This window comes from Rhodococcus sp. OAS809 (assembly GCF_040546695.1).
Classification (GTDB): domain Bacteria; phylum Actinomycetota; class Actinomycetes; order Mycobacteriales; family Mycobacteriaceae; genus Rhodococcus_F; species Rhodococcus_F qingshengii.
The window spans coordinates 5,185,292-5,199,655 of sequence record NZ_JBEPOI010000002.1 but is presented as its reverse complement, the minus strand read 5'-3'; the positions used below and the strand labels follow the sequence as shown (position 1 = coordinate 5,199,655).

General features: G+C 61.4%; 13 protein-coding genes and 2 pseudogenes. 4 read left to right on the top strand and 11 right to left on the bottom strand.

Annotated elements, in window-relative coordinates; genetic code table 11:
* Positions 1-106 precede the first annotated feature (106 nt).
* Positions 107-1,291: a metallophosphoesterase gene (locus ABIE52_RS27340; protein WP_064114163.1), complete on the top strand. Its 1,185-nt coding sequence runs from the start codon at positions 107-109 to the stop codon at positions 1,289-1,291.
* Positions 1,292-1,297: 6 nt separating this feature from the next.
* Here the strand turns inward: ABIE52_RS27340 and ABIE52_RS27335 are convergent, their stop codons facing one another.
* The 9 genes and pseudogenes from ABIE52_RS27335 to ABIE52_RS27290 all read right to left on the bottom strand — a co-directional run bounded on the left by ABIE52_RS27335 (position 1,298) and on the right by ABIE52_RS27290 (position 11,052).
* A complete protein-coding gene (locus tag ABIE52_RS27335) occupies positions 1,298-1,984 on the bottom strand; it encodes a TetR/AcrR family transcriptional regulator (RefSeq protein ID WP_161120063.1) in 687 nt (228 codons plus the stop codon).
* 47 nt (positions 1,985-2,031) lie between these two features.
* Positions 2,032-2,860: pseudogene (locus tag ABIE52_RS27325) on the bottom strand (potassium channel family protein).
* 46 nt (positions 2,861-2,906) lie between these two features.
* On the bottom strand, positions 2,907-3,824 hold the full coding sequence (locus ABIE52_RS27320; RefSeq protein WP_192712221.1) for a diacylglycerol kinase: 918 nt from the start codon (positions 3,822-3,824) through the stop codon (positions 2,907-2,909).
* Positions 3,821-5,401, bottom strand: a complete 1,581-nt coding sequence (locus ABIE52_RS27315; protein ID WP_161120304.1) for an FAD-binding oxidoreductase — start codon at positions 5,399-5,401, stop codon at positions 3,821-3,823. The genes ABIE52_RS27320 and ABIE52_RS27315 overlap by 4 nt, the downstream gene beginning before the upstream one ends.
* A gap of 92 nt (positions 5,402-5,493) precedes the next feature.
* Positions 5,494-6,033, bottom strand: coding sequence for a DinB family protein (locus ABIE52_RS27310; protein ID WP_030535159.1), 540 nt, complete (start codon positions 6,031-6,033; stop codon positions 5,494-5,496).
* Between the two features lie 154 nt (positions 6,034-6,187).
* The gene (gene htpG / locus ABIE52_RS27305; RefSeq protein ID WP_192712220.1) at positions 6,188-8,116 is read right to left on the bottom strand and encodes a molecular chaperone HtpG; all 1,929 of its coding nucleotides are present in this window, start codon (positions 8,114-8,116) and stop codon (positions 6,188-6,190) included.
* 130 nt (positions 8,117-8,246) lie between these two features.
* Positions 8,247-9,380: an acyl-CoA dehydrogenase family protein gene (locus ABIE52_RS27300; protein ID WP_064114158.1), complete on the bottom strand. Its 1,134-nt coding sequence runs from the start codon at positions 9,378-9,380 to the stop codon at positions 8,247-8,249.
* Positions 9,381-9,389: 9 nt separating this feature from the next.
* Positions 9,390-10,562 (bottom strand): acyl-CoA dehydrogenase family protein, encoded by a 1,173-nt coding sequence (locus ABIE52_RS27295; protein ID WP_003940489.1) that lies wholly within the window; start codon positions 10,560-10,562, stop codon positions 9,390-9,392.
* A 28-nt stretch (positions 10,563-10,590) separates the two neighbouring features.
* Complete coding sequence (locus ABIE52_RS27290; protein ID WP_042453553.1) at positions 10,591-11,052, bottom strand: MaoC family dehydratase; 462 nt, start codon at positions 11,050-11,052, stop codon at positions 10,591-10,593.
* Between the two features lie 96 nt (positions 11,053-11,148).
* Between ABIE52_RS27290 and ABIE52_RS27285 the strand changes: the two genes are divergently transcribed.
* Complete coding sequence (locus ABIE52_RS27285) at positions 11,149-11,787, top strand: TetR/AcrR family transcriptional regulator (protein WP_042452773.1); 639 nt, start codon at positions 11,149-11,151, stop codon at positions 11,785-11,787.
* Positions 11,788-11,808: 21 nt separating this feature from the next.
* Here ABIE52_RS27285 and ABIE52_RS27280 read toward each other — a convergent pair whose 3' ends face one another.
* Both ABIE52_RS27280 and ABIE52_RS27275 read right to left on the bottom strand, forming a co-directional pair.
* Positions 11,809-12,255: a MarR family winged helix-turn-helix transcriptional regulator gene (locus tag ABIE52_RS27280; protein WP_080726731.1), complete on the bottom strand. Its 447-nt coding sequence runs from the start codon at positions 12,253-12,255 to the stop codon at positions 11,809-11,811.
* Positions 12,256-12,267: 12 nt separating this feature from the next.
* On the bottom strand, positions 12,268-12,672 hold the full coding sequence (locus ABIE52_RS27275; protein WP_042452776.1) for an EVE domain-containing protein: 405 nt from the start codon (positions 12,670-12,672) through the stop codon (positions 12,268-12,270).
* 145 nt (positions 12,673-12,817) lie between these two features.
* On the opposite strand from ABIE52_RS27275, the gene ABIE52_RS27270 reads away from it, so the two are divergent.
* Together ABIE52_RS27270 and ABIE52_RS27265 are read left to right on the top strand one after the other, a co-directional pair.
* Complete coding sequence (locus tag ABIE52_RS27270; protein WP_042453557.1) at positions 12,818-13,495, top strand: TetR/AcrR family transcriptional regulator; 678 nt, start codon at positions 12,818-12,820, stop codon at positions 13,493-13,495.
* Positions 13,492-14,355: pseudogene (locus ABIE52_RS27265) on the top strand (TIGR01777 family oxidoreductase); the annotation flags it as partial. The gene ABIE52_RS27270 and the pseudogene ABIE52_RS27265, both read left to right, overlap by 4 nt.
* Positions 14,356-14,364 lie beyond the last annotated feature (9 nt).

The window sequence follows — 14,364 nt, the reverse complement described above, 5'->3', positions numbered from 1 at the left end:
ACTGGCCGAGTTTCAACGTTCGGAAACCTATCCGAGAACACCGACATTCCGATAGCGGACCACCGTCCCCTTGTTAATAGACCAGTGGACCTTTACTCTGGACGGGGTGACTACACCCCAGGCGACCGACGTCGCTCGAGTTCCGCGCCGCAGACCGTTGCGGATCGTTGCCATATCCTCGATTGTCGCGTCGATCTTGGCTCTGTTGTTCGTGTACCCGTGGTGGAGCTTGTTCGTCCGGCCGGACTGGCCGACAGCGGTGGCAGTTTTCGGCACCGTTCTATTTGCCGCCCTCCTGATCACCCTGCCTGCCACCATGATGCTCAGCCACGGACACACTGACCGCGATCCAGTTCGCCTGGTCGGCGACGCCCTCCTCGGAATCATCTGGGTCGTGTTCGTGTGGACCCTGCTCGGTGAAGTCCTGAGGCTCGGATTGCTCGTCGGCGGCGTGGATGACCCGCTTCGATCGAGAATCGTCGCCGTTGCGGCACTGATCACCTCGGCCGTTCTGCTGATCTGGGGCTATCGGGAAGCCATGAGACTGCCACGGATCAAGCACGTCGACGTCACCATCCCTCGCCTCGGAGCGGGAATGGACAAGCTTCGGGTAGTCGCAATTACCGACACCCATTTCGGCCCGATCAATCGCGAGAAGTGGTCCGAGCGCGTGATCGCGGCAGTCAACGAACTCGACGCCGACATCGTGGCCCACGTCGGCGACATTGCCGACGGAACAGTGGAGCAGCGCCTCGGCCAAGCCACCCCACTCGCGTCGGTGGAAGCCAGACTCGCTCGTGTCTACGTCACCGGGAATCACGAGTACTTCCACGAGGCTCAGGAGTGGCTCGACTACATGACCTCGATCGGCTGGGATGCCCTGCACAACCGGCACCTCGTCGTCACCAAGGGCGGCGACAACCTGGTCATCGCCGGAGTCGACGACGCCACCGCTCTGGGATCAAAGCTCGACGGTCACGGCGCGAACTTCGATATGGCCCTTGCCGGCACCGACCCCGATTTGCCGATCCTGATGCTCGCCCATCAACCGAAGCAGGTAACTCAGTCCGCTTCCGCGGGAGTGGATCTGCAGCTCGCCGGTCATACCCACGGCGGACAGATCTGGCCGTTCAACCTTCTGGTCAAACTCGATCAACCGTCGGTGCACGGGCTCACCCGTCACGGCGACCGCACGCAGTTGTACACAAGCCGCGGAACCGGGTTCTGGGGTCCACCATTCCGCGTGTTCGCACCGAGCGAGATCACCGTCCTGACGCTGCACAGCGCCTGAACGGGCTCAGCTCGTTCGGGTTGCCGCTCGCGCCGACAGCCCGACGAGCTGATTGATCAGACCTTCACGTAGGCCGGTTGCGAACATGTCGGCAGCAGGGGGCGCCTGCATCTCGTTCAGTACGACGACCATGGATTCGGCAGGCTCGGCAGTCGGCCACAAGCCTGCAACAATCACCAGGGTTACCTTGGCGAATTGAGCCGCGTCGCCCTCCGAGAGGTGAGGCAATTGCGAATGAATCAGCGACGCAAACCTTCCCGAGTTGACCGTTGCCCGCTTCTTGAAGTCACGGGCGAAGTCGACGGAGATGTTTCTTTCGAGGACACCAGCCATGACGCTCATCAACTCGCACAGCAACCGCTGTGAGACAAGCGATTCCGCAACCGCGGATGCCACATGAATTTCAGCGGCAAACGGTGAGTCGTCACTGGTCGGAGTCAACGACTCGGACAACCCGTCCAGCCACGCTACCCAGTTCTCGTCGAGCACTTCGAGAAAGATGGCCTCGCGACTGTCGAAGTAGCGAAGCACGTTGGACTTCGCCAGTCCGACGCTCTCACTGAGCTCACGCAGGCTGATGTCGGCGACGGGCCTGGACCCGAGCATCGCGCGGGCCGCATCGAGAATCGCGCACCGACGCGCTTCGATCTGCTCAGGCCTGCGCGCGCGCTGAAATCCGTGGGTCGCCACCATCACGCAAGATTATCAGACCATCGTTCTATTGTTTGCTGTACTGCGGGTCAATTGTCCGAAGGTGCATGCTGCGCCACGACTCCCCTCGACGCCAGTTCGCGACGCAGCGAATCGGTATCGACGGACGCGAGATCGACTCGGTGCGTGCGGGTGGCCAAGGCTCGGACTTCCTCGGACAGGTCCGCCACCTGCTTACGCGTCGCGGCCTGGGATGCCTCGTCCTGTTTCCGCCACGCGCTCGACCAACCAGGAAGCGAGTGTGGCAGTCACGATGCCCAGCAACGCAATTCCGCCGATCATCAATGCTCCGGCGATCATGCGCCCGGTCGTGGTAACGGGCGCCATGTCTCCGTAACCGACGGTCGTGACCGTCTCCATCGCCCACCACAATGCCGTTCCGTACGACGTGATGGCAGCGCCCTGCGCGTGACGCTCGGCATCGAGCATGGCCAGCGCCGCGACACCGATCAGCAAGGCCGTGGCACCAGTGGCGTAAATAACCACCCGTCCACGCAAGCTTTGCCCGCTCGAGCGGTGAACTATCGCAAGCAGTGTGACCAACCGAAGTAGGCGAAGCGGACGCAGCATGGGCAACACCACCATCGCCAAGTCCAAGAGATGCCTGACGAACCAGCGACCGCGGGCAGGTGCCAACCACAGGCGAACTGCGTAGTCGACGGCAAAAACGACCCACGCAGCCCACATCGTCCATTCGGTCAGACGATGTGGAAGGCCCGTCGGTTGCGCCAGCACTTGGTACGCGTACGCCACCAAGAACAGGCAGGCCGCAGCGGTCAACGGGATGTCGATGGCTAGCTGCCATTTCTCCAAGGTCCACGCAGCGCGGCGGTGCGCCGACTTCGTCGATTCGTTCATCCGAGAAGTCTGACACCACCGCTACCTAGTGCCCGGCAGAACCGACTCAGATCCGAGTGTGCGTCAAGATGTTGAGCGCCATGGGAACTGCCTCGATCGTGATGGGCAACGGCCCCACCCGATCGCCGTCCGCGTAAGCGATGATGCCCTCGGAGACCAACCGAACCTTCTTCGATCGGTACGTCTGCACCGCATCCAAGGAGACGTGAGTTCCCTTGTACACCCGCGGAAACAGGCGCACCAGACGCAACCTCGAACCGTGCCCGACGACGGTCAGATCCAGCAACCCATCAGACTTCGACGCTCCTGGCGTGATGAGCATGCCGCCACCGTACGAGCGCCCGTTGCCAACAGCGACCAGCGTCGCGTCCACCGTGATGACCTCGTCGTCGAGTTCGATCCGGTACGGCAGCGGCTTCATCTTCGCCAACTCGGCGAGCATCGCCAAGTTGTAGCGCATCGGTCCCTTGGGCCACGACATCCGATTGGCCCGTTCACTGACCAGCGAATCGAATCCGCTCGCGATGATCGTTCCCGACCAGACGACGGAACCGTCGGCCAGCGTGATCTTCGCCAGGTCGGACTGCTGCACGACACCGTCTGCGATGACATCGGCTGCTGCTTCGGGATCGCCTGTGGGAATACCGAACTCACGGGCGTGATCGTTGCCGGTGCCTGCCGGAATGAGCCCGATGGGCGTCTCGGTCAACGCGGCGGCCTGCAGTCCGATACTGATGGCACCGTCGCCGCCGACAACCACGAGTGCGTCGGTACCGTCCTCGATCGCACGACGCGCCAACTTCTTGGCGTCGTCGGCGTCGGTTCCGATGATCTCGGTGACGGCAACTCCCCGAGCGCGCAGTCGCGCAACACCTTTGCGTCCTGCCGCAGGCGCGTGACCATGTCCCGCCATCGGATTGATCAGGACGGTAACCTTCTCGATCTGACTGCGGGTTTCGGTCACGGAATCAGCTTTCCAGGATTGAGGATGCCGGCAGGGTCCACTGCATTCTTCACTGCGCGAAGGATGTTCGCGCCCAGTTCACCGATCTCGTCCTTCATCCATGGGCGGTGATCGGCGCCGACAGCGTGGTGATGGGTGATCGTGCCACCGGCGGCGATGATCGCATCGCCAGCGGCAGTTTTCGCCTTGTGCCACTGAGCGATCGGATCCTCGGTCTGCGCGCTGACCACGGTGAAGTACAGCGAAGCACCGGTCTTGTAGGTGTGCGAAATGTGGCACATCACGAGCGGCTGAGTCCCCTGCTCGACGAGAGCCTTGGTCAGCGCCTCGGTGACCGAGGAGCGCAGGTTCGCGAGGTTACCCCAGGTGGTTGCCGTCTCGAGGGTTTCACACAGCGCACCGACATCGAGGAGAGCGTCACGCAGATACGGTGCATCGAATCGCCCGTGTTCCCAGCTGTTTCCGGGCTCCTCGCCGAGCGATGTGCCGCCGTGAGCGGTGAGAATTGCTCGGGCCTCCGCCATCCGTTCAGCGGTGTGCGAAGCGGTGCCCTCGTAGGTAGTGATGCCGAGGCAACCACCGGTGAAGGCGTTCTCGCCGATCTTGTCGGTGGTCGCCAAATTCACGCCACTCTCGGCCTCGTCGGACAACCGCAGCACGGTCGGAGCCGATCCTTCCTGGACCAGCTCACGCAATGCAGCTGCGCCGGTGGCGAAGTCGGGGAAGCTCCACCCTTCGCGCACGGTGGTCTCGGGCAGACGGTGAACCCGCACACGCACGTGCGTGATGACGCCGAAGGTGCCCTCGGAGCCGACAAAAAGCTCACCCAGATCGGGGCCTGCAGCGGATGCCGGCGCACGCCCGGTCTCGATCACTCCACTCGGGGTGACAACGGTGAGGCCCTGAACCATGTCCTCGAAGCGCCCGTATCCAGCCGACGCCTGCCCCGAAGACCGGGTGGCGGCAAACCCGCCCAGAGTGGCGAACAGGAAGCTCTGCGGGAAGTGCCCGACCGAGAAACCGTGCTCACGCAGAAGCTCCTCGGCCCGTGGGCCGGTAGTTCCGCCGCCGAACGTCGCAATGCCCGATTCCTCGTCCAACCCGACAAGCTGATCGAACCTGCGCAGATCGAGAGATAGAACTGCGTCGAACCCGTCACGAATGGGATCGAGCCCGCCGACGACGCTGGTGCCACCACCGAACGGGACCACTGCGATCCGGTTGGCAGAGCAGTATCGGAGAACCTGCTCGACCTCTGCGTCTGTCCCTGGAGTGACGACTGCGTCCGGTGCGTCCTGCGGCTCGACGCTACGGCGGCGAAGCAGATCCGGGGTGCTCTTGCCACCGGCCCGAAGGATTCGATCGGAATCCTTGGTACTGACGTACTCGGCCCCGACCAGCCCAGCCAGCGCTTCGACATGCGACTGGGTCATAGCGGACGGAGCCACCTGGACGTCTTCGATGGCGAGACGCGATCGAGTCGGTGCGGAGACACCGAGAAATCCGGTCAACAATGATGTGACTGCGTCCGACAGTTCACGCTTCTTGGCCGGATCGCCCCAGGCGTCCCACTGCATCGGCGGTTGCAAGGCAGACTTTTCGGTGCTCATAGACACTAGTGTTACATATTTGTGTGATGTGTAAACATCCCGGTGGATCAATCCATCCATCAACCCATCGTCTTGGAACCGTCGATGGCTTCGCGAAGCATGTCCGCGTGGCCCGCATGCTGGGCCGTCTCGGCGATGATGTGCAGCAATGCGCGCCGCGCTGACCAGCGAGCTCCCGCTTCGAACCACGGCGCCGACGGCAGTGGATGCGAGATGTCGAGGCTGTCCAGCGAGGCCACCAACTCGTCGGTCCTGGCCGCGATCCCCTCGTACTCGGAAACGATGCCTGCCAAGGTTTCACCCTCGACCATCGCGAATTCGTTCGCCCGTTCCTGTTGCATCTCTTCCGACCACTGGGTCGGGTCGAAGTCCCCACCAAGTCCGGCCGGCCCTTCCAGAATGAAGTCGACCCATCCCTTTTCCGCCTGACCCACATGCTTGATCAATCCGCCGAGGCACAGTTCACTCACGGTCGGCCTCGAAGCGGCCTGCTCGTCGGTGAGGTCCTTGACGGTGAAGAGAAGGAATTCACGATGCCGACGCAGGCTCTGGAGGAGATCCGCGCGCTCGCCGGTGACGGTGGTGATCGGTGCGTTCATGATGTTTTCCTTCGCTCGTGGGTTCGTGCCCTGTGAGAACTACGTTAGAAGTTATTGCGGACAGAAACGGTCCTCATTAGAAAACGATCAAGAAAAAACTCCCGGCACCCACCGATGAAGGTGAGTGCCGGGAGTTCGAGCGAGCTAGACGAGATCAGACTGTGCGAGCCAAACGATCGGCCAGCAGGCGCGTGAAGTGCGCCGGATCGCTCAGTTCACCGCCCTCGGCAAGCAACGCCATGCCGTAGAGCAACTGAGCCGTCTCCGTCAGGTTCTCTGCATTGTCATTGGCGGCCTGCGCCTCCCGCAGACCCGAGACAAGCGGATGCTCCGGGTTGAGCTCGAGAATGCGCTTGCTGTGTGGAACAGGCTGACCCGAAGCCTTGTACATCTTCTCGAGCGTCGGAGACATGCTGAACGCGTCGCCGACGATGCAGGCAGCCGACGTGGTCAGTCGCGTCGAGAGACGCGTTTCCTTGATGTCTTCGGACAGGGTTTCGGTCAGCCACGTCAGTAGCGCGCCGAATTCCTTTTCCTTCTCTTCGCGCTCGGCCTCGGCCGCCTTCTTCTCGTCCTCGGTGTCGAGGTCGACCTCGCCCTTGGCGATCGACTGGAAGGTCTTGCCGTCGAAGTCCGAGACTGCGTCGACCCACATCTCGTCCACGGGATCGGTAAGTACCAGAACCTCGAGGCCCTTGGCCTTGAAAGCCTCCATGTGCGGCGAGCTTTCGATGAGGTGACGAGATTCGCCGGTCATGAAGTAGATCTGTTCCTGACCGTCCTTCATGCGCTCCACGTACTCGGCGAGAGTGGTCACGCCCTCTTCACTGTTGGTCGAGGCGAAGGACGAGATGTCGAGCAGCGTCTTGCGGTTGTCGGCATCGGCCATCAGGCCTTCCTTGAGCGCGCGTCCGAACTCGGTCCAGAAAGTCGAGTACTTCTCCGGCTCGTTCGCCTTCATGTCCTTGATGGTCGAGAGGACCTTCTTGGTCAGACGACGACGGATGGCAGCGATCTGCCGGTCCTGCTGCAGAATTTCACGAGAGACGTTGAGCGAGAGGTCTTGTGCGTCGACCACGCCCTTGACGAAGCGCAGGTAATCGGGCACCAACTCTTCGCAGTCGTCCATGATGAAGACGCGCTTGACGTAGAGGTGGATCCCGGCCTTGCGCTCACGCATGAACAGATCGAACGGCGCCGTCGACGGAATGAACAGCAGCGCTTGGTATTCGAAAGTACCTTCGGCCTTCATCGGGATGACCTCGAGAGGCTCGTCCCAGGCGTGGCTGACGTGCTTGTAGAACTCCTTGTACTCGTCCTCGGACACCTCGTCCTTGGCGCGAGTCCACAGCGCCTTCATCGAGTTGATCGTCTCGGTCTCGATGGTGACCTCGGGCTCCTCGCCCTCGGCCGGCGTCGACGTACGAGCGACATCCATGCGGATGGGCCACGCGATGAAGTCGGAGTACTTCTTGACCAGTTCCTTGATCTTCCATTCCGACGTGTAGTCGTGCAGGCCGTTCTCGGAATCCTCGGGCATCAGGTGCAGGGTCACGCAGCTACCCTGCGGTGCCTCGTTCACATGCTCGAGCGTGTACGTGCCTTCGCCGGTCGATTCCCAGCGCGTCGCGTGATCTTCACCGGCGCGGCGGGTCAGCAGCGTGACCTTGTCCGCGACCATGAACGTGGAGTAGAAGCCGATGCCGAACTGACCGATCAGTTCTTCGGATGCCGCTGCATCCTTGGCTTCCTTGAGCTTGCGACGGACCTCGGCGGTGCCGGACTTGGCGAGCGTGCCGATCAGGTCGACGACCTCGTCACGCGACATGCCGATGCCGTTGTCGCGGATGGTCAGGGTGCGTGCTGCCTTGTCGATGTCGATCTCGATATGCAGATCGGAGACGTCGACGTTGAGGTCTTTGTCCTGGTAAGACTCGAGGCGGAGCTTGTCCAGCGCGTCCGAAGCGTTGGAGATCAACTCACGAAGGAAGCTGTCCTTGTTCGTATAGATTGAATGAACCATCAGATCCAGCAGCTGACGTGTTTCTGCTTGGAACTCGAGCTGCTCGGTATGCGCGGTCACTTCGATCCCTTTCTCTTCTCGGACTGATCACAGGAATTTTACTTGACCGCGAATACCGCGGGTCGGCCCCCGCACAGACAAGGGAGGCCACGCGACCTGCGCGTGACCTCCCGTTATCTTCACCACCGATCTACTCGGTGACGTTCACCATCGAATAGTTCGAGACGCCGGCGGCCAGCACCCTGAGGTGATCGTCAGATGCGCCCAAAGTGTGTTCGATGGCCACCAGCCGCGAGACGTAGTGCCCGACCGGATACTCGGCTGTCATACCGATACCACCGTGCATCTGAATTGCTTCCTGACCGATCTGATGCGCGGCGCGACCGACAGACAGCTTCGCTCGCGACGCGATGGTCGGATCGATCACTCCGTCGGCGATGGCCATGGTGGCGTACAGACTCATGCTGCTCGCCAGTTCGAGCGCCACGTACATGTCGGCCGCACGATGAGTCAGCGTCTGGAACTTCGCGAGCGGAACACCGAACTGCTTGCGCTGCTTCAGGTATTCCGTCGTCAGTCGCAGAGCTTCGGTCATGATCCCGATCGCCTCGGCGCACAGAGCTGCCTGCGCCCGAACCTCTGCTTCGACGATCGCCTCCGTGACATCGCCGCCCTCACCAAGCTGTTCGGCCGCGGCATCGGTGAACGTGAACTGCGCACCGCGACGGCCGTCGTGGGTGGCGTACGTGCTCCGTGTGACACCTGAGCCCTCCGCATCCACCAGGAAGAGCCCGGTGCCGCCGCCTGGAAGTGTGGCGCTGACGATCACGACGTGCGCGCTGTCGCCCTGCAGAACCGGGTTCTTGACGCCGGTGATCGTCCACCCCGATCCCTCCTGCGATGCAGTGGTCGTGACAGTGGCGACCGGCCAGCGCGTGCCGGGTTCCGTATGCGCGAAGGCCGACAGAGTGGTCCCGTCGCTGAGCGCCGGCAGGAGCCGCGCCCGCTGATCTGCCGAACCGACAGCCGCGATCAAACCGCCGGGGATCAGAACACCACCCAGATACGGCTCGGGTGCAAGCGCGCGGCCCAGTTCGGTCATCACGACCATGGTCTCGACCGGCCCAGCGCCCATCCCGCCGTCGGCCTCCGCGAATGGCAGGCCGAGCAGCCCGAGCTCGGCGAACTGCTTCCACACCGAGGCATTCCATCCCTCGTCAGTGGCCGAGGTGGCGTTACGCTTCTCCGCGTCGTAGCTGCGGTTGAGCAATTCACGCGTCGTGTCGCGAAGCATCGTCTGCTCGTCGTCGAGTTCGAAATTCATGTCAGATGCTCACAATCCGAGAATCGAGGAGGCAATGATGGAGCGCTGCACCTCACTTGATCCGCTGTAGATGGAAACCTTCCGGTAGTTCAGGTAGCGCGGCGCCGCCTGCTGCGCCCACTCCGGCGAGTCGATCTCGACCGTATTCACCGGCAACGAGTCCGGACCCGCAACATCCATCAGCAATTCCGTTGCGGCCTGCTGCAATTCGGAGCCGCGGAGCTTGAGCAGCGAGGACGCCGGGTTCGGCTTTCCGTCTGCCGAACTCGCCACAACTCGCAGTTGAGTCAGATCCAGCGCAAGCAAATCGTTTTCCAGCTCAGCCAACCGAGCCGCGAACAACGGATCATCGAGGAGGGTGCCGGTTCCGACGCGAACCTCCCGCGCCTTCTCTTTTGCCGTGGCGACAAGAGTTTTGGAGAACCCGACCCGCGTGACGCCCGTGCGTTCGTTGCCGAGCAGGAACTTGGCGTAGTCCCAGCCTTTGTTCTCTTCGCCGACAAGATTCTCCGCAGGGACGCGGACGTTGTCGAAGAACACCTCGTTGACCTCGACGCTGCCGTCGATCAGTTTGATGGGGCGAACCGTGATGCCGGGAGTTGCCAGATCGATGAGCAAGAACGAAATTCCGGCCTGCCGCTTCTGAGCACTTGCATCTGTACGAACCAGACAGAAGATCCACTCGGCGTGCTGCGCGAGAGTAGTCCACGTCTTCTGACCATTGACGATGTAGTCTGCGCCGTCACGAACAGCGGCCGTCTTGAGTGAAGCGAGATCCGAACCGGCTTCGGGTTCCGAAAAACCCTGGCACCACCAGATATCGGCGTTGGCCGTAGCGGGGAGAAATTTCTCCTTCTGCTCCTGCGAGCCGAAGGCCGCGATAACGGGCCCAACCATGCTCACGTTGAACGGCAACGGGTTGGGTACCGACGCCAACTGCATTTCCTCGGAATAGATGTGGCGCTGTACCGGAGTCCAGTCCTTGCCACCCCATTCGATCGGCCAATGCGGAACCGCCAGTCCGTGTGCGTTCAGAATCTGCTGGCCCGCAACGATGTCTTCACGCGTCAGCTTTCCGAATCCCGCTGCACGCGCACGAAGTTCGGGCGAGAATTCGGTGGTGAAGAACTTTCGCATCTCCTCGCGGAACGCAACTTCCTCACCGGTCAATTCGAGATTCATATGGAGTCTGCTTTCTTCTGGCAGGGTTTCAGAACAAGATTCGCGCGACGGTCTGCGCAACGACGGCAGGTTTGCCCACGCCTTCGATCTCGACGGTGTTGGTGATCTGACTCTGTAGTGAACCGTTCGGCAATTCTTCGATTGCGGAGAGCACTGCGGTATTTCGAACCTTGGCCCCGACTGGCACCGGACTCGGGAATCGAACCTTGTCGGACCCGTAGTTGATGACCATTTTCGCGCCGTCGATGCGATACACGGACTTCGACAGAAGCGGCAGGAGTGAGAGCGTCAGATACCCGTGCGCAATTGGTCCACCGAAAGGTGATTCGCGCCTGGCTCTTTCGTCGTCGACATGAATCCACTGATGGTCACCGGTCGCGTCGGCAAATTGATGGACCATCTCGCGGGTGACCTCGACCCACTCGCTCGAGCCCAGCGTTTCACCGACCGCCCCCAGGAGATCGGACTTGTTCTCGAACACCCGTGTCATCTGATCCTCCACGTTCCCGAACACTGTTAGGTTAATTGGATAATAAACTCACAGTGTAAGGTTGTCCAGTACTTTCAGACGAAAGGGTTCTGGCCGATGGCGCGACCGCGGGTTCCACTACTGAGTAAGCCGATCATCAGGGACACCGCCCTGAAACTGGTGGACGAGCACGGTTTGACCGACTTCTCGATGCGCAAACTCGCCACTGTTCTCGGCGTACAGGCACCGTCGCTGTACAGCCATTACGCCAACAAGGACGAGTTACTCGACGACGTCGCGAACGTCATCATGGAGTCCGTCGACGTGAGCGGCTTCGACTCCGACGATTGGCGCGGCGCGCTACGCACGTGGGCGCGGTCCTACCACGCCGCCCTGGGCAAGCATCCCAATATCGTTCCCTACTTGGCCTACGGTCCGAGCGTCAGGCCCATCGCCCTCGATCGCGCGAACGCCATCCATGGCGGACTGGTGCGCGCCGGATGGCCACAGCGCACGGCAACGCTGATCGGCGCTTCCGTCAAGTACGTGGTCATGGGTGCTGCGACGGCGACGTTCTCCGGCGGATTCGTGGACGATCCTGCGATCTACGCCGAGCGTTACCCGCACCTCACGCGAGCACATCTGTTGCGTGAGCGTGCTGCGGAAATCGACAGTGCCAGTTTCGAACTCGCGCTGGAATCCCTACTGGACGGGCTGGACGCCAAATATGCACTGCTGCAGCGTACTTCAGAGTAATCCCCTGAAAACTGTAGGTCGCTACTTTCGGTCGAGCACGCCGAGCATCGCAACGAAGGCCGCCTGACGATCCCCGAGAGCGGCAAAGAATTCCCGATCCGATGCTTCCACCGCACGGTTTGCCTTGCCGGCCAGGGCCGCACCCGCCTGGGTCACCACCACCGAGCGTGCCCGAGCATCGGTCGGATGTGGACGGCGTTCCACAAACCCCTTGGATTCGAGGGTCCGTACCACCTGCGATGTCATCATCGGGTCGGTGCGCGCGTACTCGGCAAGATCGCGTTGAGTTATCGAAGTCTCCGCGTCCAGCCAGGTCAGTGCGGCGAGCAGAACGAACTGCACGTGAGTCAGGTCGAAAGGCCGCAGCGCCGCGCGAATCGAAGCCTGCCAAGCATTGGTGACACGCCACAACATCAGACCCGGACTGTCGCCAGCATCCTCGAAGTCGGTTTCCAGTTTCTTCACCACAGCGTCAGTGTGTCAGCTCGTTGCCGAGCGCAGAATCTCGACGTCGTTGTCATCCAACGGAATCAAGCCACGCCGGAGTTGATACCCCCAATTCGGTGCCGAGGTCAGCGCCAATCGACTCCGGACTGCGTCGAGAGGAACGGGGTTGAACTGTTCGTACCGAACTCGCCGCCGAAACGGCTTGAAACACCCCTCGTCCGCCTGCCAGATCTCACCCTCTTCGATCACACCGAGAGCTGTGAACTCGCGCAACGGATCTCGGTCGCCCATGGACTCGACCGGCGAATAATAGACAAGCACGTCACCTGCTTTCATCCGTACCAAACCAGCTCTCTTTCCGTGCCCGATCTGTGCGATACCGAGATCCACTGCGCGACGCACATGTTCGGCACAGACAACCCCTAACCAGGCATTCATCGCCGGCCCCCTGGCGAACCGAAAGCACATTCATTCATACATTTAGTATGCGCGCTTATTATATTTCACGCAACAGATCCACTCTTGAACGTGTTCAACTCCAGGGCGTACGCTGCACTTGAACATGTTCAAAGAAGGAGTGTCGATGAGTACTCGCGGGATCGAGACCAGGGAAAAGCTGGTGGAAACAGCATTGCGGCTCTTCCGCGACGAAGGCTTCGCAGCGACGACCATGCGCAAGATCGCAAATGAGGCAGAGGTCTCGCTCGGGAACGCCTACTACTACTTCGCCAGTAAAGACGAACTGGTTCACGAGCTGTATCTCGTCATCCAACGCGATCACCGCGCGCGGGCGCTTCCACTCCTTCGCGAAGGTGGGTCACTGACAGAAAATCTCAGGATTGTTCTGCACACCGGACTCGATGTCATGGGGCCCTATCACGGCTTCGGCAGCACGTTTCTGCACGTTGCCCTGCCCACCACATCACAGTCCAGCCCGTTCTCGGCCGAGTCGACCGATGCGAGATCGATGGCCGTCGATCTGATGCGTGAAGCACTGGCGGCGTCGAAGCAGAAGACGCCGGCGTCATTGGAGACCCAGCTCCCCACGCTCTTGTGGCTCAGCTATCTGGGCGTGACGCTGCACTGGGTCACCGACGCGTCTCCGGGGCAAACTCGTACCCGATCCCTCGTCGACGGCCTGGTACCGATCATCGCGAAAGCGCTCACCCTCGCCCGGCTGCCAGTGGCACGAGGTCTGGTCGGCGATGTCGCCGCCCTGATGACAAAAGTCGTTTCTGCAGAGGGGAACACAAAACCATGAAGACCGTTGTTGTCTGTGGTGCGTCGGGTTACGTAGGCCAACACCTTCTTCGAACGCTCGAATCCAACGGGGTCGACGTTCGGACGATCGGCCGGGGAGGAACGAGCGATGCCACGTGGTCCGACGAGCACGGCGTCGCCGATGTACTCAGCGGCACGGATCTGCTCGTCAACCTCGCCGGCCGCTCCGTGAGCTGCCGCTACAACAAGCGCAATGCCGACGACATCTTCTCCTCCCGAGTGGAAACGACTGCACTGTTGGGTCGTGCGCTGACCCGCACGCCGCAGCCACCCTCACTCTGGGCGAATGCCAGTACCGGCACGATCTACCGAGACGCACGAGATCGACCGATGGACGAGAAGAACGGAGAGCTGGGAAAGGGATTCTCCGTAGCGGTCGCGCGAGCGTGGGAACACGAATTGTTCTCAGCCCCAACGCCTGTTCGCAAAGTGGCACTTCGGATGTCGATCGTCCTCGGAGCCGGCGGTGGGGCGATCAATCCGTTCGTCAACCTCGCCCGAATGGGCTTCGGCGGACGAATGGGCGACGGCCGACAGATGTTCAGCTGGATTCACATCGCCGACGTCATTCGCGCGATCATCCACGTCCACGAGAATCCGGAGATCTCAGGCCCGGTCAATATCGCATCCCCGTATCCGGTAACCAACACCGACATGATGCGGATGGTACGAGCGAAACTTGGCCGACAATATGGGTTTCCGACGCCGGGCTGGATGCTCGAGTTCGGCGCACGAATCATCCGCACCGAGGCTGAACTGGTAACGAAGAGTCGCTGGGTTTCACCAGGGGTGCTCGCGGACAGCGGCTTCCAGTATCAATTTCCGACGTTGGAGTCTGCGCTGAACCAG